20 protein-coding genes are annotated in these 22,025 nt (G+C 29.2%); 12 read left to right on the top strand and 8 right to left on the bottom strand.

What is annotated here, in order from left to right; translation table 11 throughout:
* The first annotated feature begins 138 nt into the window (after positions 1-138).
* The 10 genes from ABY863_RS01495 (at position 139) to ABY863_RS01450 (ending at position 10,866) form a co-directional block, all read left to right on the top strand.
* Entirely contained in the window at positions 139-1,467 is a 1,329-nt protein-coding gene (locus tag ABY863_RS01495; RefSeq protein ID WP_372792487.1) for a hypothetical protein, read from the top strand.
* Between the two features lie 457 nt (positions 1,468-1,924).
* Positions 1,925-2,905: a hypothetical protein gene (locus tag ABY863_RS01490; RefSeq protein WP_372792486.1), complete on the top strand. Its 981-nt coding sequence runs from the start codon at positions 1,925-1,927 to the stop codon at positions 2,903-2,905.
* Positions 2,906-2,992: 87 nt separating this feature from the next.
* Entirely contained in the window at positions 2,993-3,442 is a 450-nt protein-coding gene (locus ABY863_RS01485; RefSeq protein WP_372792485.1) for a hypothetical protein, read from the top strand.
* 493 nt (positions 3,443-3,935) lie between these two features.
* The gene (locus ABY863_RS01480) at positions 3,936-4,877 is read left to right on the top strand and encodes a hypothetical protein (protein WP_372792484.1); all 942 of its coding nucleotides are present in this window, start codon (positions 3,936-3,938) and stop codon (positions 4,875-4,877) included.
* Between the two features lie 150 nt (positions 4,878-5,027).
* A complete protein-coding gene (locus ABY863_RS01475) occupies positions 5,028-5,480 on the top strand; it encodes a hypothetical protein (RefSeq protein ID WP_372792483.1) in 453 nt (150 codons plus the stop codon).
* A gap of 3 nt (positions 5,481-5,483) precedes the next feature.
* Positions 5,484-6,212 (top strand): curli-like amyloid fiber formation chaperone CsgH, encoded by a 729-nt coding sequence (gene csgH / locus ABY863_RS01470; RefSeq protein ID WP_372792482.1) that lies wholly within the window; start codon positions 5,484-5,486, stop codon positions 6,210-6,212.
* 21 nt (positions 6,213-6,233) lie between these two features.
* Complete coding sequence (locus tag ABY863_RS01465; RefSeq protein WP_372792481.1) at positions 6,234-6,644, top strand: curli production assembly/transport component CsgF; 411 nt, start codon at positions 6,234-6,236, stop codon at positions 6,642-6,644.
* Positions 6,645-6,664: 20 nt separating this feature from the next.
* Positions 6,665-8,059 carry a CsgG/HfaB family protein gene (locus tag ABY863_RS01460; protein ID WP_372792480.1) on the top strand — a complete coding sequence of 465 codons (1,395 nt, stop codon included), beginning with the start codon at positions 6,665-6,667 and terminating at the stop codon, positions 8,057-8,059.
* Between the two features lie 14 nt (positions 8,060-8,073).
* Entirely contained in the window at positions 8,074-9,579 is a 1,506-nt protein-coding gene (locus ABY863_RS01455; RefSeq protein ID WP_372792478.1) for a carboxypeptidase regulatory-like domain-containing protein, read from the top strand.
* A 108-nt stretch (positions 9,580-9,687) separates the two neighbouring features.
* The gene (locus ABY863_RS01450; RefSeq protein WP_372792477.1) at positions 9,688-10,866 is read left to right on the top strand and encodes an AIR synthase related protein; all 1,179 of its coding nucleotides are present in this window, start codon (positions 9,688-9,690) and stop codon (positions 10,864-10,866) included.
* Positions 10,867-10,868: 2 nt separating this feature from the next.
* On the opposite strand, the gene ABY863_RS01445 is transcribed toward ABY863_RS01450, so the two are convergent.
* From ABY863_RS01445 to ABY863_RS01435, 3 genes are all read right to left on the bottom strand, one after another.
* A complete protein-coding gene (locus ABY863_RS01445; protein WP_372792476.1) occupies positions 10,869-12,566 on the bottom strand; it encodes an ABC transporter transmembrane domain-containing protein in 1,698 nt (565 codons plus the stop codon).
* Positions 12,538-13,527: a hypothetical protein gene (locus ABY863_RS01440; protein WP_372792475.1), complete on the bottom strand. Its 990-nt coding sequence runs from the start codon at positions 13,525-13,527 to the stop codon at positions 12,538-12,540. Before ABY863_RS01440 ends, ABY863_RS01445 begins: the two co-directional genes overlap by 29 nt.
* A gap of 110 nt (positions 13,528-13,637) precedes the next feature.
* Positions 13,638-14,366: a DUF2490 domain-containing protein gene (locus tag ABY863_RS01435; RefSeq protein ID WP_372792474.1), complete on the bottom strand. Its 729-nt coding sequence runs from the start codon at positions 14,364-14,366 to the stop codon at positions 13,638-13,640.
* 200 nt (positions 14,367-14,566) lie between these two features.
* Between ABY863_RS01435 and prfA the strand changes: the two genes are divergently transcribed.
* Positions 14,567-15,643, top strand: a complete 1,077-nt coding sequence (gene prfA, locus ABY863_RS01430; RefSeq protein ID WP_372792473.1) for a peptide chain release factor 1 — start codon at positions 14,567-14,569, stop codon at positions 15,641-15,643.
* A 130-nt stretch (positions 15,644-15,773) separates the two neighbouring features.
* Positions 15,774-17,411 carry an ABC-F family ATP-binding cassette domain-containing protein gene (locus tag ABY863_RS01425; RefSeq protein ID WP_372792472.1) on the top strand — a complete coding sequence of 546 codons (1,638 nt, stop codon included), beginning with the start codon at positions 15,774-15,776 and terminating at the stop codon, positions 17,409-17,411.
* 16 nt (positions 17,412-17,427) lie between these two features.
* Here ABY863_RS01425 and ABY863_RS01420 read toward each other — a convergent pair whose 3' ends face one another.
* The 5 genes from ABY863_RS01420 to thrS form a co-directional block, all read right to left on the bottom strand.
* Positions 17,428-18,378, bottom strand: coding sequence for a TerC family protein (locus ABY863_RS01420; RefSeq protein WP_372792471.1), 951 nt, complete (start codon positions 18,376-18,378; stop codon positions 17,428-17,430).
* 130 nt (positions 18,379-18,508) lie between these two features.
* Positions 18,509-18,853: a 50S ribosomal protein L20 gene (gene rplT / locus ABY863_RS01415; RefSeq protein ID WP_372792470.1), complete on the bottom strand. Its 345-nt coding sequence runs from the start codon at positions 18,851-18,853 to the stop codon at positions 18,509-18,511.
* A gap of 95 nt (positions 18,854-18,948) precedes the next feature.
* On the bottom strand, positions 18,949-19,146 hold the full coding sequence (gene rpmI, locus ABY863_RS01410; RefSeq protein ID WP_299522837.1) for a 50S ribosomal protein L35: 198 nt from the start codon (positions 19,144-19,146) through the stop codon (positions 18,949-18,951).
* A gap of 88 nt (positions 19,147-19,234) precedes the next feature.
* Positions 19,235-19,789, bottom strand: coding sequence for a translation initiation factor IF-3 (infC, locus tag ABY863_RS01405; RefSeq protein WP_372792530.1), 555 nt, complete (start codon positions 19,787-19,789; stop codon positions 19,235-19,237).
* A 28-nt stretch (positions 19,790-19,817) separates the two neighbouring features.
* A complete protein-coding gene (thrS, locus tag ABY863_RS01400; protein WP_372792469.1) occupies positions 19,818-21,758 on the bottom strand; it encodes a threonine--tRNA ligase in 1,941 nt (646 codons plus the stop codon).
* Positions 21,759-22,025: the final 267 nt, after the last annotated feature.

Here is a 22,025-nt window from a genome sequence, read left to right as displayed (position 1 = left end):
ATAGCGCTTTTTTAAAGTTGCTTAAAGTTATCATATTGTTATGTGTTAACTAATAGCTTTCTTAAAATGTAGTTATTTTCCCTATAAATTTATATGGAATATTATTTTAATTAGTATTAACATTTAAATTTTATTATTATGAAAAAATTATTATCTATTTTAGTAATAACAATGATGGCAACATCATTAATTTATGCACAATCAAATACCAGTGATGTAAATTCACAAGGGAAAAATAATGCTTCAACAGTAGAACAACGTGGAAACACAAATGATTCTGACATTGATCAATTTGGATGGTTCAATACTGCTAATGTAGATCAAAAGGGGCATTTAAATGAAGCAAATGTTGATCAGGTTGGGTCTCATTGGAGTACAGCGGAAATTAAGCAAGTTGCTAATGGAAATTATGCACGTCAAACACAACGTGATTTTTATAATATTGGTAGCATAGATCAAGATGGACATGCAAATGAAGCAATCCAAAATCAATCAGGTGCAAATTGGTATTCTTGGGGAGGTAATAGTGCAAGTATAATTCAAAAAGGATCTGAAAACAGAACAGTTCAAGTTCAAAAAGCTTCTAATTGGGGAATAACTAAAAATAGTGCTATTGCTGAACAACACGGAAAATCAAATTATACATTACAACATCAATTTGGAAGTGGAAACATGTCTGATGTAGACCAAAGAGGAACAAATCATGAAGCTTATGAATATCAAAATGGGTATGTGAATAAATCTACAACATCTCAAAAAGGCGGTGGAGAAGAAGGTGGAAGCGATGAGCCAGAGCTAATGACAGCTGAGGAAGGTGAGGTAACTGAAGCTCATGAAAGTTATGTTTACCAAGATGGATACAGAAATACACAAACTACAGACCAAAAAGGAAATGGAAATGATGCTTATACAGCTCAATTTGGAGAAAGAAATACTTCTACTACAGAACAAGAAGGGCATAATGTTTTAAGTTATACGTTGCAAGTTGGAGATGGAAATACGGCATTTACAAAACAAGCTGGTAATGGTAGTTTTAGTACAACAACTCAATTTGGTGAAGGCAACAGCTCTTCAACTACACAAGATAGTAAAACAAATGAAAGTTTTGTTCTTCAAATAGGTAATGATAATGATCAAACAACTTTCCAAACGGGTAATTCAAATGATTCTTGGGAATACCAATTTGGTAATGATAATATTGCTAATACAGAACAACATGGTCATGGTGGATTGAGCATAACAAATCAGTTTGGAAATAATAATACAGCTACAACTGAACAACACGGTAAATTTAACGTAAGTTACACAATGCAGTTAGGTTCCTATAATACTTCTGAAGTTACTCAACGAGGAATGGGAAACACAAGTAATGTTTTTCATAATGGATCAGGAATAACTTCTAATGTAAGTCAACACGGAGGTGGAGGAGATGGAAGTGGAAACTGTGGAGGTGAAGGTGGACATTAAGATAATTAATTGAAATCCGAATTAAATTATATAAAATTTAACAAAAAAAGGGGGGTAATTCCCCCTTTTTTTTATTTAAGATTAAACAATTATGTTGCAATAAGGTGGCATTTCATAATGTGTTAAAAAGAATGCATTTGTTTCCAATTGTTTATAAAAGTGTGCTTTATGCAAAAAAAATAAAAGAATACTTTTAAAAAGATAAATTAATATGTATATTAGTATTAGAAATTATAGGTGTATTCTTATTATAGTTTTAGGATCCTTTAAAATTAAATTCACTCCACAGTTTAAACCTCAAAAAATTGTTTTTTCATCCCATTTTATAAATTTATAGAGCTTTTTTTTAAGTCGCTCATTATTTTAAATAATGGATTTCTTAAAATGTAGTTCCTTCCCTTGTAAATTTATATGAAATATTATTTTAATGAGTATTAACATTTTAAAATTTATTATTATGAAAAAATTATTATTAGCTGTAGCGCTATTATTCGCTACAAGTATGTTGTTTTCACAAATACAACAACAAACATGTGATGGTTGTTCAATTCAGCAATTGAGTCCAGAATATGGAATGCCATTTGGAAATTTAAGTATTGTTGATCAGATTTATGGATATAATGATGCTGAGGTTCATCAAGTTGGTTTAGGAAACTATTCAAGGGTGACTCAATTTGGATTTGAAAATGCTTATGTAAATCAAATAGGTAATGGAAATACTGCCATTACTGAACAACATGGATTTATGGATTTTGGCGTAATTAACCAAACAGGTTCTTTTAATTTTGCAAAACAAGTAAGTGGAAATCTTATTCCTTGGGGAACAGGGTATAACTCTGCACTTGCAACTCAATCTGGAATTGGAAATTTATCTTTCCAAACTCAAAACGGTTATTTAAACAATGCAACTGTGATGCAAGTTGGTAATGGTAACTATGCAGAACAAAATCAGTTTAATCCTTCTTATTGGTTTATGCCAATTCCTAATTATGCTTCTATAGTTCAAATGGGAATTGACAACGAGTCAAAACAAGATCAAGTAGGAGGTGCAAATTTTGCAACTTCTTATCAAACTGGTTGGGGAAATACTGCAGTTAGTGATCAAGCTACTTATGGATGGGGTATGAATACTTCATTTATTAATCAAATTGGAGGATTTTTTGGTGGATATAATTTGGCTTGTGTAACTCAAGATGCCTTTGGAGGAACAAACATTAGTAACATATCTCAAGTTGGAAGTTATAATTTCGCAGATGTAAATCAAGATGCAGGTTTTATGGGAATGAACGCTTCAACTATTAGTCAATTAGGTGTTTTTAATAGTGCCTGTGTAACTCAAGATGCTTTTTGGGGTGGTATGAACACAAGTTTTGTTGATCAAGTTGGTATGGGTAACCATGCTTTGGTAACTCAATCTACTGCTTTTATGCCTTTCTAGGTATTTGTAAATTATTTAATAAAAAGGGGAGAGAATTCTTCTCTTCCCTTTTTTATTTTTAAAAATAAAATAAAAATTCTAAATATCATGAAAACTTCTTACTTTATGTTTATTTTATTACTTCTATTTAATTTAACTTCTTTTAATAGTAATGCTCAACAAACAGATGAAAATACCTATATTATAAATCAATATTTTCAATTGAATAATGAATCTGCTTTACTTGAAAATAAAAGAACTCCAACTACAAATAATAATAAACAAGAGCAAAGTAATTTTATTACTTTAAACCAAATAGGTAATAACAATGAAATTGATATTAAACAAAATGTGGCAGACTCTCAAACAGTTAGTCAATTAGGGAATAACAATTATTACAATTTTATTAATTATTACAATAATACACCTTCCAATTTTAATATCATTCAACAGGGAAATGCTAATAATCTACAAATTTATGGAGAAAACTCAATAATTAATAATATTAGCATTATTCAAAAATCTGATTTTAAAACCTTAATTATTAAAAATTACTAATTATAAAATCAGTATTAATAAATCAATACATTCTTGTATATCTCTTTCTGCTGCTATAACTTCATTGTTATAGCTTTTCAATTTCTAAAAATAAGTTAATAAATTACAGCTAAAAAGAAAGTAATTTAAGGTGAATTAGTCTTTTATTTAACTTAAAATGTGTTTTATGTAACTAAAGTGATATTACATACTGTTCATTAAATAAATATTACGTTTTGCAAATTTCAATAATTAATATATTGAAATTAAGGTTTTTATATTTAATTTAGACCCATACTAAATAAGTGTAGAGTACTATATATTTTATTTGTTCTAAAATAAATTAAAATTAATTTTTACACCCCACAAAATTTTACACCCCAAGTAAGAAGTTTATAGAGACATTCATTCATATGTATTTGTACATATTTTTAAAGTAGTTATAGTCCCCTATAAATTTTTATGAAATTTAATTATTATTTACAAATTTACTAACGTTTAAAATTTTATTATTATGAAAAAATTAAATTTATTTTTAGGTGTAGCATTTTTATTTGCTTCAAGTTCTTTATTTGCACAAGGTGGTTGGGCTCCTTGCAATGATTGTGAAGTACAACAAGTAGACATGCAATATCATGAAGGAAGTGATAATGTAAGTGGCATCGGCCAAGATGGTGAAGGGAATTTCGCAAGTGTTTTACAATACGGTACAGGAAATTTAAGTAATGTAAATCAAGATGGTGCTGACGATCAATTTGGTTATGGAGGGTCTTATAATCAATCTTGGATTCACCAAGATGGTAATAATAACGTTTCTGATGTTGAACAATTTGGAGATTCTAACATAAGTATTGTTTGGCAATCTGGAAGTTCAAACTATGCAAAACAATTAGTTGGTGCTGGTTATGCCGAAAGCAACTGGGCTAGAGTTACTCAAGTAGGTTTAGGTAACGGATCTTCACAAACTCAGTTTTATGATAATAATTCGGCGCATACAATTCAAGTTGGTGATAATAATGATGCTATTCAGTATCAATCGTCAGGGCCTAATGATGGAGCCTCTGGAAGTACCGCATATATATACCAAGACGGAGATAATAATGCAGTTAACCAAACACAAAATGGAAGTTTAAATAGAGCAACTACTACTCAATATGGATCTGGAAATACATCTTCTGAAACGCAAAATGCTGGATCATATGCTATTGGATTATTCGGTTCAACAAATATTTCTACTGTTTACCAAGATGGAACAAATAACAAGAATTGTTTAACTCAAACCGAAGGGACAACAGGTTGGAATGTGAGTGATGTTTATCAAAATGGTATGGGTAACGCTTCTTATACTGAGCAAACTGCTAATAGTGTTGGTTCTGCAGGGAATTATAGTACAGTTAATCAAATGGGTAATTATAATACAGCTTGTGTGCAACAAAATAGTTTGGGTATTCAATAGTATTTTTAACAAATATTATTTAGAGTATTAATTTAAAATTTGGCTGTTTAAAATTAGTTAAACATTTAAGCAACAATTTATTACAAAAAAAGAGGGGATAATTCCCTCTTTTTTCTTAAATTTGATATCATATGAAAAATCATTAAAACTATGAAAAATCCTCATATACTATTAGTTATACTTTCTATACTGTTCAATTTAACTTTCTTTACTGGAAATGCTCAGGAAATTACAGATGAAAATACGCACATTATAAATCAATACTTTCAATTAAATAAAGAGTCTTCTTGGCTTGAAAGCAATGTTGCACTTCCAATAAATAATAAACAAGCCCAAAGTAATTCTGTTACTTTAAACCAAATAGGGAATAACAATCAAATTGATATTAAACAAAATGTTGCAGATTCTCAAACGGTTAATCAATTAGGAAATAGCAATTATTACAATTTTATCAACTATTACAATAATACATCTTCCAATTTTAATATAGTTCAACAAGGTAATTCAAATAATCTTCTAATTTATGGAGAGAATTCAATCATTAATAATATTAGTATTGTTCAAAAATCAGATTTTAAAACCTTAATTATAAAGAATTATTAGGCTATGAGCCAACTGAAAATACATATTGTTTTATGTTGTTTGTTGTTGAGTTTTAACCAAGTGTATTCACAATTAAATGAAGCTGTTAAAGGTAAAATTAATATTCAGGAATCTGATAATTTAATTTTAATAAGAGCTCAGATTGAAAATGAAGAACCACTTTTTAAAAATAATTTATACTACAATTTAGTAGCCTTAAAAAAAAATGCTTCAGGAAATTATTCTAGTAATAAACAAGAAGGCGAATTCTCTTTAAATCCTGAAGAAAGTAAAACTGTTTCTGAAATTCGTTTAAATTTAAATGAAGATGAAGATTTGCGTATTTATTTATTTGTAAAACATGAAAATATATTAGTTTCAAAAGATTCAATATACATACTCCCTCAAAAACAACAGCAAGCACAAAAAAAAATAGTAAAAGAAGCCGATTTTGTGTTAAAAGGTATTGTTATAGATGAAGTACTTACAAAAATTGGTAAAGATTTTCACGACTATTTTTATCAGGAATATTTAACTTCAGGAACACAATATCCTTTTATTATTACCATTGCAGAAAAACCATATTTTGGGACTAGTAGTATTATATCAGTTAAGGTTGATGATAGAGTGTTATTTGAATTTATATCAAAACCTGATGAAGAGTTTTTAAAATCGAATGTTAAAATTTCTTTACAGAATTTAAGCCAATATTCTAAGCAACGAAAAATGTTATTTAAAAATAGTAGAATATAAAATATTTTAGTAAATTTAAGTATGAAAAAGTTAAAATTAATAATTACCGTACTATTTGTTTGTTTTTCTAGTTTTGTTTTTTCTCAAAATATTGTTTATAAGCCAATTAACCCTTTTTTTGGTGGAGACACTTTTAATTATCAGCAGTTGTTGGCTTCGGCTAATGCCCAAAATAGTTTTGAAGAAGATTCAGGATTTGATTTCACTCAAGCAACAGATTTAGAGAATTTTACAGAAAGTTTAAATAGACAGTTGTTAAATTCATTATCACAAGATTTGTTTCAACAACAATTTGGAGACGAAGGGTTGTCTGTTGGTACTTTTGTTTTTGGCTCTTTGGTTGTAGAAATCACCCCTTCAAGTAATGGCTTATCTGTTAATATTTTAGATACTACAACGGGCGAACAGACTCAAATAATAATACCAAATTAAATATAACAAATCTATAATCTATGAGAAAGTTTTTCAAATTTATTATTTGTTCTATTTTATTAGTATTAACAAGCTGTGGGGCTTATTTTAATCAGCCTTTTAATGCGAGTAAAGCCAGAATAGGAGAAAACACATCAAGAAAAAGTATATTAGATACCATACTGCCATTAAATGAAACAATTGTTGGTGTTTATAAGTTTAGAGATCAAACGGGGCAATATAAATTAGTTGAAAATGGTTCAACATTCAGTACTGCAGTTACTCAAGGAGGGACTTCAATATTATTAAAATCTTTAGAAGAATCTAAATGGTTTAAACCCATTGAGAGAGAAAATATTGGAAACTTATTAAATGAAAGGCAAATAATAAGGTCAACTCGCCAAGAATATGCTAAAGATGCAAATGAAGATCAAACTACTTCAATACCTCCATTATTGTTTGCAGGAATAATATTAGAGGGTGGAGTTGTTTCGTATGATTCAAATATAATTACTGGAGGTTCTGGGGCTAGGTACTTTGGAGTTGGTGGTTCTACAGAATATAGACAAGATAGAATAACAATTTATTTGAGAGCTGTTTCAACTTCAAGTGGTAGAATATTAAAAAATGTATATGTTTCAAAAACTATTTTATCGCAAGGTATTTCAGCTAATTTGTTTAGATATGTAGACATAAAAAGGTTATTAGAAGTAGAAACAGGTGTTACTAAAAATGAGCCAGCTCAATTGGCAGTTAAAGAAGCAATTGATAAAGCAGTTGAAGTTTTAATTGTTGAAGGTATTATTGATGGCCTATGGGTTCCAAAAGGAGGCGAAGAAACAATTAAATTAGTAAAAGAAAAATATTTAATTGAAAAAGAAGAGTTAGAATCAACAGCGCTATTAGATAGAAAATTAGAAGATAGAAGAGGTAAGTTTGGATTAAGTATTTCTGGGGGTACCGCACTTATTGATGGTGATTATTCAAATCCTAAAGAAGGAATAGCAATAAATTCGTCGATAAAGATTTTTTTAAAAAACCCAAATCTTAGTTTAAATTTAGGAATGGGATATTTCAGATTGGAAAATGAACAAGTATTTAAAGAAGGATTTGTGTCTTTAGACACAAATTTTGAATATAATTTACTGCCTTATGATAGTTTCTCCCCATTTATATATGCAGGTTTAGGTGTTGCTATTCCAAATCCACGCGATATTAAGTTGTATACAAAATTTCAATATGGTTTAGGTTTAGAATATTTACCCGTTAATAATATTGGAATTAAAATTTTTGGCGAACAAAATTTAATGTTTAATGATAAATTAGATTTGTTGGTTAATGGGAAAAGAAATGATTATTTCTGGAGATTTGGAGTTGGGTTGAATATTTATATTGGAAAGCCATATAAAAGTGTAAAAGCGAAATTTTTTGAATAGTTAAAAAAATCAAAATGAAAAGAACATTTAATATAGTATTGGTATTTGTATTAAGTTTATTTTTAAGCTGTAATGAAGATACTGTAGATTTAGTAGGATTAGGAACTATTACAGGTAGGGTAGTGGAAGCAAATAGTTTTAACCCTATTGAAAATGCTAAAATAACACTGTCTCCATCTAATAACACTGTATTTTCTGATATTGAGGGTTATTTTAGTATACATGATGTTGAAGCTGGCGATTATTCTGTGAGTGCTACCAAAGAAAATTACTTAACTTCGTTTGAGCCTGCAACTGTTACAATGAATTTAGAGGTTAATGTGATTTTTGAAATGGAGGATGAAACAGCTCTAAATAGACCGCCATCAACTCCAATTTTGTTGACTCCAATTGATGGTATTGAAGATCAAGAGATTTCTGTAGAATTAATATGGTCATCAAAAGATCCTGAATCTGACGAAATAACATATAGATTGGAGCTTAAAAATGATATTAATAACGATATTATTAAGGTTGAAGATCTTATAGACACAACTTATGTTGTATCAGATTTAAAATATGGTGTTAAATACTTTTGGCAAGTTGCTGCTACAGATAATATAAATCCAGAAGTTTTAAGTTTAGTAAACTCTTTTAAAACTAAAATAAACTCTGGGAATAGATATTTTTATGTTCAAAAAAGCGCAAATAATAACAATGTAATTTATTCTGCAAATTATAATGAAACAACAAATTTAACTGAAAATGAGGTTCAATTAACAACGGATGATCAAAATAGTTGGAGACCAAGAAAAAATCAAGCATCTGATTTAATTGCTTTCTTACGTATATATAATAATGAAACCCATTTATTTACCATGAAACAAGATGGTTCAAATGTTTCTCAAGTAACTTCAGGTGTATCTGTTACTGGATTTAATTTTAATGAAATAGATTTCTCTTGGTCATCTAATGGTGATAGATTGTTGTATTCGCACTATGATAAATTATATATTATTAATAAAGATGGAAGCGGTCTTCAACAAATTTATCAAACAACTGATGGAAGTTTTATAACTGAATGTGACTGGAGTAATGATGAAAGTATAATAGCACTAAAAACAAATGATGTAACAGGTTTTAATGTTTCTATTTATACTATTAATATGGAAGGAACTACATTAACAACTATTTTATCAGGAGTTAATGGAGCAGCTGGAGGGCTTAATATTTCTGTTGATAATAAATTGTTAATGTACACGTATGATATTTCAGAATATGAAAATGCGGATAACAGACAATTGGACACTCATATTTTTGTATATGATTTTGTTGCTGATGAAGCAACAGATATTTCGTTAAATAAAACGGCAGGAACTAATGATTTAGATCCTAGATTTTCACCAAATGAAGCAGAAGTAATTTTTGTAAATACTTCAAATGATGGTATTTCTACTAAATCAATTTATAAAATGAGTATAGCGGGTAATAATGATAGATTAGAATTATTTAGAGATTCAATAATGCCTGATTGGGAATAATTTGTTAATGAAGTATAAAAAAACCGAATGAGATTTCATTCGGTTTTTTTATACTTCATTAATTAGAAAAGAAAAATTACTTTTGCATAATAATATAATTTAGCATAAATGAGCTCAGAAATTAGTAAAAGATATAGCCAAAGAGGTGTTTCAGCTTCAAAAGAAGATGTACATAATGCTATTAAGAATGTAGATAAAGGATTATTTCCTAAAGCATTTTGTAAAATTGTTCCTGATTATTTAACAAATGATGAAGATTATTGTTTAATCATGCATGCAGATGGTGCAGGTACAAAATCTTCGTTGGCGTATATGTATTGGAAAGAAACAGGTGATGTTTCTGTTTGGAAAGGAATAGCTCAAGACGCATTAATTATGAATATTGACGATTTAATTTGTGTGGGGGCAACAGAAAACATTTTATTGTCATCTACAATTGGGAGAAATAAAAATTTAATTACTGGAGAAGTACTTTCTGAAATTATAAATGGTACTGAAGAATTATTACAAGATTTAAAAAAGTTTGGCGTAGAAATTCATTCAACGGGTGGAGAAACTGCCGATGTTGGCGATTTGGTTAGAACCATAATTGTTGATTCTACAGTTACAGCTAGAATGAGAAGAAAAGATGTTATTAATAACGCAAACATAAAGCCAGGCGATGTAATTGTTGGTTTAGCTTCTTTTGGACAAGCAACCTATGAAAAGGATTATAATGGAGGAATGGGGTCTAATGGCTTAACATCTGCTCGTCATGATGTGTTTCATAACTATTTAGCTGCTAAATATCCAGAAAGTTTTGATGCAGCAGTTCCACAAGAGTTAGTGTATTCTGGAAATGTTAAATTAACGGATTCTGTTAAAAATTCGCCTATAAACGCAGGTAAATTGGTGCTTTCTCCAACAAGAACATATGCACCTATTATTAAAGAAATTCTTAAAAAATTTACTTCAAAAGAAATTCATGGAATGGTGCATTGTAGCGGAGGTGCACAAACCAAAATTCTTCACTTTATAGATAATTTGCATATAGTGAAAGATAATATGTTTACAATTCCACCACTATTTAAGTTGATTCAAGAGCAGTCTAAAACCGACTGGAAAGAAATGTATCAGGTTTTTAACTGCGGCCACAGAATGGAATTATATGTTTCTCCAGAAATAGCGGGTGATATAATTGAAATTTCAAAAAGTTTTAATGTGGATGCGCAAATTATAGGTAGGGTAGAAGCTTCAAAAACTAAAAAGTTAACGATTAAAAGCGAGTTTGGTACATTTAAATATTAATACTATTTCTGTTTCGTTAAAACACTATTTTTAAGAGTATAAATATGATCAACTTTCAATCCTTCAGGAATAGTAGTATCCATTATTATAATGGTTTTAGTAGGCTTTAACGAGTTTAGAGTATTCTTTAAATGATTTATAGTGTTGGGATCTAAATCATTAAAAGGTTGGTTAATAATAATCCATGGCTTATTAGTTAGAAGGGCTCTACAATACATTAAAATCTTTTTTTGACCACTGGTAAGTTTGTTTCCTAAATCGCCAATAGTATCTTTCAATTCAAGTCTAATTTTTATATCTTCAAATTGTTGTAGTTCTTTTAAAATTTTAGCAACTTTAATTGCTGCTTCTTTTGATCTGCTATATGCAATAGCTTCATACACGGTTCTTCCATATAGCGGAAAATCACTTGAAATGACTGTTATATTTTTTCTAATGGATTTTTCAGCTAACTTATTGTAACTATATTTCCCAAAATGTATAGTTCCTTTAGTTGGTTGATGAATTTTTAGTAATAAATTGATGAATGTGCTTTTACCTGTTCCTGAACCACCGACTATCACCGTTAGTTTTTTTGGAAGTAATGTAATCGTTAGCTTGTTAAAAATTATGTTTTTTGAATTGAAATAATGGAAATAAATATTTTTTAAATTTATTTCCTTTTCAGACAAATTAATTTTTTTAAAGGAAACCTTATTTTCAGCTTTCAAAGAAAAGATGTTAAGCAGTTTTTCAAATGAAATATTTCCGAGTCTCCAAATAATGCTTACTCTTAGTGTACGCCTTAGAATAGGAAGAAAGGATATGATTAATAGAATTAAAATTAACAGTGCAGATTGATTAAATACATTTTCTTTATGGCTCTTTAAATAATACACATACCACATCAGTAAAGCTAGCATTAAGTAGGTTACAGCAGGAATAATAGATTGAATAACACTTACTGTTTGCTGGTATTTTTTACCAACGGTATAAAGATTTTCTGAACGCTTAATATATTTATTTTTTTCAGGGGTGTATTTATTAAAAGCTTTTATTGAAAGTATTGCCCTTAATCGAGTGTTAACAAATGTTAACATTGCCGCCCGTTGATTTCTGCGACTTACAGATATTTTATAAAGAAGGTGATTCATAAAAAATAATAGGAGTATTAAAACACCTATAGAAATTGCCACAATAAAACCAAAAATGAAATCTATATAAGAAATTGTAATGATTAAAATTACAATTAACATGAGGTCTTGCGTAAACTTAAATAACCCATTAGTAACATAATTTTGAATACTTTTCAGGTCCCCACTGTACCGAAGCAAATATTTTCCAATTCCTTTTTGGTCATAGATATGTGTGCTTATATGAAGTTGATGTTCAAAAAGCTGCTCTCTAAGATTTTTAGCAAAACGTTCTCCAATAATTGAAATTATATACCTGTTAATAAATTCAAAAACAAAACGAATTAAAATAAGACCAATAAAGAAGGCTAAAAATTCATTAAAACTTTCAGTATTGATAAATATGATTGATTCTAATAACCTTAAACGATGTGATGAGAACCCAAAGTTGAACTCATAAAAATGCCCAAGGCTAACAGGAATTAATAATATAATAACGTTATAGAATAAACCACTTATAAATGCTACAATAGCAAGTAATTTGTTTCCTTTTATAAAATCAGCTATTAACTGCCATTTTGTTTTCAAATTCCAAGTAGTTTATTTTTTTATTTAAAGTATCAATTATTTCTTTCGATGTCAAATTTTCTTCTGTTAAAACATGATAATTAGATTTTTGTTTCACTTCATCTACTAATAATGGGCTAATAGTGAAAAGTCCTGTTACACCAATTACATTACATCCTAATTCTGTGAGCATGTCTGCTCCGGCGATGGCGCTCATGCTATCTAGTGACGAAAATAAGGCTCCTGAGACTTTATTCATGAAATTTTTATGATGAATTAAGGCATATGTTTCTCTTTGTAAAAGGCCATCTGCTATTTCAACTATAATATAATCTGGATTATAGGGTTTCACATAATCAATTAAATTTTGATATAAATCTAAAAGTTCATGTGTAGAGCACATGTAAGTAGAAGGAAATCCAAAATGAGAAAAATCTAAAGAAATAGTAGCGCCATAATCACTAACCATATTTTTATCTTTAGTGTAAACAGTTCCTGTTAATTTGATATAGGCAGGTTTTTTTTTTGCTAATTTTAGACCCCTTGCAAGAAATGCTGCTGAAGTAGTTTTACCACTATCCATACTAGTCCCTAAAGATAATATAACTTTTGGATCCGTATTTAATGGAATAGATTTATAAGTTGTGATTTCATCATTCAGGTATTTAGTATTAATGACTTCACCATTTTCATGAACCAGATAACCTATCAAACTTAAAGTGGTAGGGCCAACTAATTCAAATTTGGTATGTATACTTTTTAAAATTCCTATAGCACCTCCTTGACCTAATATATGATAGGAGTTGTGGTAAGTATCTGGTACATAACCTTCCATTTGCTCTGTTGCATACCTATTTCCAAATGCTCCCATAATTAGATCACCTGGTAAAATATACTTGTTATTACCATTTGTAGATTGAATTCGGTTATGTTTCCCTATGTCTTTTACTTTAAAAATAGCCACATCTCCAGCTTTTGGCATGTAGGTTTTTTTAATTTGCTTATTTATAAGTGTGCTAGTTACGTTTTTACAAATAATAGCTTTTTTTATGTTTTTTGAATTTATCTTACTTAGTTTCATAATATTTGGGGTTATTTTATTTTAAATGAAAGGCTTAATCCAAAAACTGAATAATCGTTTTCAGAAAGGTTTTCAGTTTTAAATTCATTTTGGAGAATATGGTAAATTGAAACACCCATTGAGGAGTCTTTAACAAGTTTAAAACTTAATCCAGATTTAAATCGGAACCTTTTAATTCCACTTGAAATAATTCCTCCACTATAATTGTAAAATTGACCCTCAATAAATGGAGTTAAACTAGAATTTCTTACATTATAACCTAATCTAGCTGAATAGATACTCCTTGTTTTATATTTATCTAAATCTGCAAAGAAATACTGAAACTCAATTTTATGTTTTAAAGATAACCGTTTAGCAATGCTATGTTTATAAGAAAAACTACCATAAATTCGATCAACGGCCACTTTATTAAACCAACTAGAAGAAGCTCCTTGATCTCTTAACGAATTTGAATCGTTAAAAAGGCCCTTAACATATCCACCTTCTATATATGTTCTTCGTTTTAATTTATAGGATAAAGATAGTTTTGTTTGTGAAAAACTGTAGCTACTTGGGGAAGTATTATAAGCCAAAAGTTGACTTATTTTTGCGCTTAGATTATGATTTATTTTATAAGAAGCACTGATACCGGACCATAATTTTAAATTGTTAGTAAGGTCTTGTGAATTAGCAGCAAAGCTGCACGAAATTAATAAAGCAATTAAAGTTTTTTTAATTTTTGATTGTAGGGGTTTTCTCATGATTTTATTTTAAAAGTTGTTTAGTATTTATACTAAACAATTAAATACTTAAAAACCCTACCTTAAAAATCTAAATTTTTAAAAATAAATAAATAAAACAATTTTTATCACTGATAGTTAGTATGTTAAAAGTAATTTAATGTTCTTAAAATGTATTCTCAAGAAAATATTGTAAATTTGCAATCCAATTAAAAAAGAAGATGTTAGATAAATTAAGAATAATAAAACAAAAATTTGATGAGGTGTCTGATTTAATCATTCAACCTGATATTATTTTAGACCAAAAACGTTATATAAAATTAAGTAAAGAATATAAAGATTTAAATGCAGTAATGAAAGTTGCTGAAGAATATAAGGCATTGTTAGCCAATATTGAAGAAGCTAAAGAAATAATAGCTGATGGTTCTGATGAAGAAATGACAGAAATGGCTAAGATAGAAATGGAAGAGGCAACTCTTAGAATTCCTAAATTAGAGGAAGATATTAAGTTTATGCTAATTCCTAAAGATCCGGAAGATGCCAAAAATGTGATTGTAGAAATTAGAGCAGGAACAGGTGGAGATGAAGCAAGTATTTTTGCAGGAGATTTGTATAGAATGTACACAAAATATTGCTCAGATAAAGGATGGAAAACAGAAGTTGAAGACATTAGTGAAGGTACTTCAGGAGGTTTTAAAGAAATAATATTTAGTGTTACTGGAGCTGATGTGTATGGAGATATGAAGTTTGAATCTGGTGTTCACCGTGTGCAACGTGTTCCTCAAACAGAAACTCAAGGGAGAGTTCATACATCTGCTGCAACAGTTATGGTTTTACCAGAAGCTGAAGAGTTTGATGTTGAATTATTGCCTAGTGATATTCGTGTAGATTTTTTCTGTTCTTCAGGACCTGGTGGACAATCGGTTAACACAACGTATTCTGCGGTTCGTTTAACTCACATTCCTTCTGGTTTGGTTGCACAATGTCAAGATCAAAAATCTCAACATAAAAATAAGGAAAAAGCAATGAAAGTATTGCGTTCTCGTTTATATGAACAAGAATTGGAGAAAAAATTAGCAGCAGATTCATTAAAAAGAAATTCATTGGTTTCTAGTGGTGATCGTTCTGCAAAAATTAGAACCTATAATTACCCACAAGGCCGTGTTACTGAACACAGAATAGGAATGACTTTGTATGATTTATCAAATGTAATTAACGGAGATATTCATAGAATTATTGAAGGATTAAAATTAGCTGAAAATACTGAAAAGTTAAAAGAATTAGGCGAAGTACTATAATAATAAAGTTTAATACTTTATTTAAAAAGCAAGAATGTCACGTTCTTGCTTTTTTTGTTTTATATGATATATAACAAAAACGTATATTTGCGCCTTTCAAAAAAATCAATGTTACATATAAATTAAAATAATGGTTACAGTTAATGATATTTCAGTGCAATTTGGTAATACAACGCTATTTAGTAATATTTCATTTGCAATTAATGATAATGATAAAATTGCTTTAATGGGTAAAAATGGTGCGGGAAAATCTACATTATTAAAAATTATTGCTGGAGCTAGTAAACCATCATCGGGGAATATTTCGGCACCTAAAGATGCTGTTATTGCATACCTTCCTCAGCATTTACTTGCTAAAGATAATGCAACTGTTTTTGAAGAAACTTCAAAAGCTTTTGCTGAAGTTCTTAAAATGAAAACTGAAATTGATGAAATTAATGAAGCGCTTACTGTTCGTACAGATTATGAAAGCGATGAATATATGAAGTTGATTGAACGTGTTTCTGAATTAAGTGAAAAATTTTATTCAATAGAAGAAGTAAATTATGAAGCTGAGGTTGAAATTGTTTTAAAAGGACTTGGTTTTGAACGTAAAGATTTTAACAGACCAACATCTGAGTTTTCTGGAGGATGGCGTATGAGAATTGAGTTGGCAAAAATTTTACTTCAAAAACCCGATTTAATTTTATTAGATGAACCTACAAATCATATTGATATTGAGAGTGTTCAATGGTTGGAAGATTTTTTAATTAATTCAGCTAAAGCTGTAATTGTTATATCGCATGACAGAGCTTTTGTAGATAATATAACCAATAGAACTATTGAAGTAACTATGGGTAAAATTTACGATTATAAAGCAACCTATTCTCATTATTTAGAGTTGCGAAAAGATCGTCGTGTGCATCAGCAAAAAGCTTTTGACGAACAGCAAAAAATAATTTTAGAAACTACGGAGTTTATAGATCGTTTTAAAGGGACTTATTCAAAAACAAATCAAGTGCAGTCGCGCGTTAAAATGTTGGAGAAAATGCAACTAGTTGAAATTGATGAAGTAGATACTTCCGCATTGCGATTAAAATTTCCTCAATCACCAAGAAGTGGTCAATATCCTGTTGTTGTGAATGATTTATCTAAAAAGTACAATGAACATGTTGTTTTTGAAAAAGCAAGTTTGGTAATTGAACGTGGTGAAAAAGTTGCTTTTGTTGGTAAAAATGGTGAAGGAAAATCTACTATGATAAAAGCTATTATGTCTGAAATTGATTTTGACGGAACTATGGAAGTTGGTCATAATGTTAAAATTGGTTATTTCGCTCAAAATCAAGCATCATTATTAGATGAAGAATTAACTGTTTTTGAAACAATTGATCAAATTGCTGTTGGCGATATTAGAACTAAAATTAAAGGTTTGTTAGGAGCTTTTATGTTTAGCGGAGATGATACAACAAAAAAAGTAAAAGTATTGTCAGGAGGTGAGAAAACACGTTTAGCAATGATAAAATTATTGTTAGAACCAGTAAACGTTTTAATTTTAGATGAGCCAACTAACCATTTAGATATGAAAACAAAAGATATTATTAAAGATGCTCTTAAAGATTTTGATGGAACGTTAATTTTGGTTTCTCATGATAGAGATTTCTTAGATGGTTTAGCAGAAAAAGTTTTTGAGTTTGGTAACAAACGAGTAAAAGAACATTTTGATAATGTTGCAGGTTTCCTTGCTTATAAAAAAATGGAAAATTTAAAAGAGATAGAAAAGAAAAACTAATAGAGTTTAGCTTTTCCTATTTAGCTTCTTCACCTTTATTTATTGACTTAATTGATACAATAACACCTGTTAATAATGAAACGGCTATAACTGATAATGATAACCATTCAGGAAAATTAAAATGATGTGCGAGTATTAATTTAATTCCTACAAAAGTTAAAATTACTATTAAACTGTATTTTAAAAAATGGAATTTAGCCAACATATTCGACAAGAAAAAATACATGGATCGTAACCCTAATATTGCAAAAATATTAGAAGTAAATACTAAAAATGGATCGGATGTTATTGCTAAAATTGCCGGAATACTATCCATGGCAAACAATACATCCGTAAATTCAATAATAATTAAAGCAATAAAAAGTGGAGTGGCGGCTGTAATGTGTCGCATTTTTACAAAAAAATGTTCTCCATTCATATGGCTTGTAATGGGTAAAAATCTTCTTATTTGTCTATAAATAAATGATTTTTTTGGATGAAACTCATTATCTTTTGAACTTAACATTCTATAAGCGGTAAAAATTAAAAATGCCCCAAACACATAGGTTGTAAAGCTAAATTTTTTAATAAGTATAACTCCAAAGAAAATCATGAAAGCTCTAAATACAATTGCACCTAAAATCCCCCAAAATAAAACTCGGTGTTGATATTTTAATGGAATTTTAAAAGAGGTAAATATAACAGCGATAACAAAAATATTATCAATACTTAAGGATAATTCTATTAAGTAACCTGTAATGTATTTTAAAGTAGCATTGGTAGGTGAGAGGTTGTCAACATTGTTTATAACATTAGTTGAATATAACCAATAAATAATACCTGAAAACAATAATGATATTAGTACCCAAATTCCTGTCCAAACAGAGGCTTCTTTCGTGCTTATAATGTGTGGCGTTTTGTTAAAAACACCTAAATCTAAAGCTAAAAACAGAAGTATAAAAGCAATAAAAATTCCCCAAACAAGCATACTATAAATTGTTAAAATTTATGTAAATATAAGAATAAATAGAATTCAAGAAGATTAAAAGGTATGTATATAAAATAAAAAACCCAATCTAAAAGATTGGGTTTTTTTATATAAGCAAGAAATTAAAAATCTATTTTACTTGATCTACAACAGCCTTAAAAGCCTCTGGGTTGTTCATCGCTAAATCTGCAAGAACCTTACGATTCAATTCAATGTTATTAGCTTTTACTTTACCCATAAACTGTGAATAAGACAATCCATATTGGCGGGCTCCAGCGTTTATACGTTGAATCCATAAACCACGGAAAGTTCTTTTTTTGTTTTTACGGTCTCTATAAGAATAAACCATTCCTTTTTCAACCGCATTTTTAGCTACCGTATAAACGTTTTTTCTACGTCCAAAGTAACCTTTTGCTAGCTTCAATATCTTTTTTCTCTTAGCTCTTGAAGCAACTGAATTTACTGATCTTGGCATAATTTCATTTGTTTTTTTGTAGTAGGCGTCAAACTTTAAATTTGAACTTGTATAGCTCTACTCCAAGGTTAATAATTAAATTCCCTGTAACTTTATTATTTTAAAGTTAACTGTTGTAAAATGTTAGCTCTATCTGCTTTATGTACTAAACCATCATGAGTTAACTTTAATTTACGTTTTTTGCTTTTTTTAGTCAAAATGTGACTCTTAAAAGCATGCTTTCTTTTAATTTTTCCAGAACCTGTAAGCTTAAAACGCTTCTTAGCACTAGATTTTGTTTTCATTTTAGGCATCTTTCTTCTACTTTTTTTATCTTGCTTATTTTCCTTGTTCTTCAACTACGATAGTTAACCTTATAGCTCACTGATTGTAGTTAAAGTATTATTTCTTTTTAGGAGCAATGTACATAATCATACGCTTACCTTCTAATCTAGGCATTTGCTCTACTTTGCCGTATTCTTCAATTTCTGTTGCCAATCTTAAAAGTAAGATATGCCCTTGATCTTTATAAATAATAGACCTTCCTTTAAAAAATACAAATGCTTTTAATTTAGCACCATCTTGTAAAAATTTGATTGCATGTTTTTTCTTAAATTCAAAATCGTGCTCATCAGTATTAGGTCCAAACCTAATTTCTTTAACAATAACCTTGGTTGCTTTAGATTTTATAACTTTTTCACGTTTTTTTTGTTCGTAAAGAAATTTCTTATAATCTATAATTTTACAAACAGGTGGATCTGCTTTGGGAGATATCTCTACCAAATCTAGTTCTTGTTCTCTAGCGAGTGATTTTGCTTTTGAAATTGAATATACACCAACTTCTACATTATCACCTACTAAACGTACTTCGTCAACAAATGTGATTTTTTCATTAATCCTATGTTGATCTTCTTTGACTACTCTCCAAGGTTTTCTTCCCCCTGATTTACTTCGAATTGCTATGACGTTGGAATTTAAATTAAACTTAAAATTGCTCTAATGTACTATTAATTTCTTTATTTATAAATGATGTAAATTCATTAATTGATAATGTACCCATATCACCTTCTCCTTGTTTTCTTACTGAAACTGTACCATCTTTTTCTTCTTGCTCACCTACAATAAGCATAAACGGTATTTTATTTAACTCAGCATCTCTTATCTTTCTGCCTGTTTTTTCATTTCGTGAATCTACAAGGGCGCGAATTTCGGAATTTTCTAGCAAACATAAAACATTTTCTGCATATTTTTGATATTTATCACTAATAGGTAGTATTATAACCTGCTCTGGAGTTAGCCAAAGAGGAAATTTCCCTGCAGTATGCTCTAATAATACGGCAATAAAACGTTCCATTGAACCAAAAGGTGCTCGGTGAATCATCACAGGTCTGTGTAATTGATTATCTGCTCCTTTATAATTTAAGTCAAAACGTTCAGGTAAATTGTAGTCAACTTGTATAGTTCCTAATTGCCAACTTCTACCTAAAGCATCTTTCACCATAAAGTCTAATTTAGGACCGTAAAATGCTGCTTCTCCATATTCAACAACATAATCTAATCCCTTTTCTTTTGCTGCGTTTATAATGGCAGTCTCAGCTTTTTCCCAATTTTCATCACTACCAATATATTTTTCACTTTTTTCTTTAGATCTTAATGAAACTTGTGCAGTGAAATTTTCAAAACTTAACGATTTGAATACATATAATACTAAATCAATAACATCTTTAAATTCTTTATCTAACTGGTCGGGAGTACAAAAAATATGTGCATCATCTTGCGTAAATCCTCTTACACGTGTTAATCCATGTAATTCGCCACTTTGTTCATATCTATATACGGTACCAAATTCAGCAAAACGCTTTGGTAATTCTTTATATGAATAAGGTTTGTTATTATAAATTTCACAGTGGTGTGGACAGTTCATTGGTTTTAAAAAGAACTCTTCGCCTTCTTTTGGGGTATGTATTGGTTGAAAACTATCTGCACCATATTTTTCATAATGTCCAGATGTAACATACAATTCTTTTTGCCCAATATGAGGTGTTATCACCATTTCATATCCTGCCTTTTTCTGCGCTTTTTTTAAGAAATTCTCTAATCTTTCTCTCAATGCAGCACCCTTTGGTAACCAAAGAGGTAATCCCTGACCAACTTTAGCTGAAAAAGCAAATAATTCTAACTCTTTCCCTAATTTTCTATGGTCTCTTTTTTTAGCTTCTTCTAATAACTCTAAATATTCAGTAAGCAATTTTTGCTTTGGAAAAGAAATACCATATACACGAGTTAATTGGTTGTTCTTTTCATCTCCTCGCCAATAAGCTCCAGCAACACTCATAACTTTTACAGCTTTTATAATACCTGTATTTGGAATGTGTCCGCCTCGGCATAAATCAGTGAAATCTGAATGGTCACAAAAAGTGATTTCACCATCTGTCAAGTTTTCTATCAATTCAACTTTATATTGATTGTTTTGACTTTTATAATAATTTAAAGCATCTTCTTTTGAAACCTCTCTCATTTTAAACTCATGCTTTCCACGAGCCAATTCAAGTACTTTATCTTCAATTGCTTTAAAATCTTTGTCTGAAATTGCTTCATCACCTAAATCAACATCATAATAAAAACCGTTTTCAATTGCGGGTCCTATGGTTAATTTTACATTTGGATAAAATGAAGTAATTGCCTGAGCTAATACATGAGCTGAAGAATGCCAAAAGGTTTTTTTACCTTCAACATCATTAAAAGTGAATAATGTTAAATTTCCATTTTCCATTAAAGGAGTAGAAGACTCAATTATTATATCATTAAATTTAGCTGAAATTACATTTCTAGCAAATCCTTCACTTATACTTATAGCAACATCCATAGGGGTAGTTCCTCTATGAAATTCTTTAATTGAACCGTCAGGTAATGTTATTTGAATCATATATTTTTATTAAAGATGCAAAGGTATTAGAAAACTATCAGTTTCGCAATAGCTTATTGCAATCTAAATACTGTTTATTTTGAAGTTTTTAAATTTTTATCTATACCTTAATACATGTAGTTAAAAGTATATGTGTTTTTATATTATTAAAATAGATAATTAACTCAAATTAAATCATTTTTTATGAAGTGTAATCTGCACTATTTCAATGAGCTAAAATTAAAGTTGTATTTTTTCAAAAAAACTTCAAAAAAGTGTAGTTTAAAT

It is taken from the genome of Lutibacter sp. (assembly GCF_041562875.1).
GTDB lineage: Bacteria > Bacteroidota > Bacteroidia > Flavobacteriales > Flavobacteriaceae > Lutibacter.
The sequence above is the reverse complement of the archived record's forward strand: the minus strand, read 5'-3'. Positions and strand labels throughout refer to the sequence as shown.

What these genes read in the sequence shown, in the direction of transcription:
- ABY863_RS01455 (WP_372792478.1), top strand. Translation starts at nt 8,074, where the DNA reads ATGAAAAGAACATTTAATATAGTATTGGTATTTGTATTAAGTTTATTT.
- ABY863_RS01420 (WP_372792471.1), bottom strand. Translation starts at nt 18,378, where the DNA reads ATGCTTGTTTGGGGAATTTTTATTGCTTTTATACTTCTGTTTTTAGCT.
- thrS (WP_372792469.1), bottom strand. Translation starts at nt 21,758, where the DNA reads ATGATTCAAATAACATTACCTGACGGTTCAATTAAAGAATTTCATAGA.
- prfA (WP_372792473.1), top strand. Translation starts at nt 14,567, where the DNA reads ATGTTAGATAAATTAAGAATAATAAAACAAAAATTTGATGAGGTGTCT.
- ABY863_RS01485 (WP_372792485.1), top strand. Translation starts at nt 2,993, where the DNA reads ATGAAAACTTCTTACTTTATGTTTATTTTATTACTTCTATTTAATTTA.
- ABY863_RS01460 (WP_372792480.1), top strand. Translation starts at nt 6,665, where the DNA reads ATGAGAAAGTTTTTCAAATTTATTATTTGTTCTATTTTATTAGTATTA.
- ABY863_RS01480 (WP_372792484.1), top strand. Translation starts at nt 3,936, where the DNA reads ATGAAAAAATTAAATTTATTTTTAGGTGTAGCATTTTTATTTGCTTCA.
- rpmI (WP_299522837.1), bottom strand. Translation starts at nt 19,146, where the DNA reads ATGCCTAAAATGAAAACAAAATCTAGTGCTAAGAAGCGTTTTAAGCTT.
- ABY863_RS01475 (WP_372792483.1), top strand. Translation starts at nt 5,028, where the DNA reads ATGAAAAATCCTCATATACTATTAGTTATACTTTCTATACTGTTCAAT.
- ABY863_RS01450 (WP_372792477.1), top strand. Translation starts at nt 9,688, where the DNA reads ATGAGCTCAGAAATTAGTAAAAGATATAGCCAAAGAGGTGTTTCAGCT.
- ABY863_RS01490 (WP_372792486.1), top strand. Translation starts at nt 1,925, where the DNA reads ATGAAAAAATTATTATTAGCTGTAGCGCTATTATTCGCTACAAGTATG.
- ABY863_RS01440 (WP_372792475.1), bottom strand. Translation starts at nt 13,527, where the DNA reads ATGCCAAAAGCTGGAGATGTGGCTATTTTTAAAGTAAAAGACATAGGG.
- ABY863_RS01425 (WP_372792472.1), top strand. Translation starts at nt 15,774, where the DNA reads ATGGTTACAGTTAATGATATTTCAGTGCAATTTGGTAATACAACGCTA.
- ABY863_RS01495 (WP_372792487.1), top strand. Translation starts at nt 139, where the DNA reads ATGAAAAAATTATTATCTATTTTAGTAATAACAATGATGGCAACATCA.
- csgH (WP_372792482.1), top strand. Translation starts at nt 5,484, where the DNA reads ATGAGCCAACTGAAAATACATATTGTTTTATGTTGTTTGTTGTTGAGT.
- rplT (WP_372792470.1), bottom strand. Translation starts at nt 18,853, where the DNA reads ATGCCAAGATCAGTAAATTCAGTTGCTTCAAGAGCTAAGAGAAAAAAG.
- ABY863_RS01465 (WP_372792481.1), top strand. Translation starts at nt 6,234, where the DNA reads ATGAAAAAGTTAAAATTAATAATTACCGTACTATTTGTTTGTTTTTCT.
- ABY863_RS01435 (WP_372792474.1), bottom strand. Translation starts at nt 14,366, where the DNA reads ATGAGAAAACCCCTACAATCAAAAATTAAAAAAACTTTAATTGCTTTA.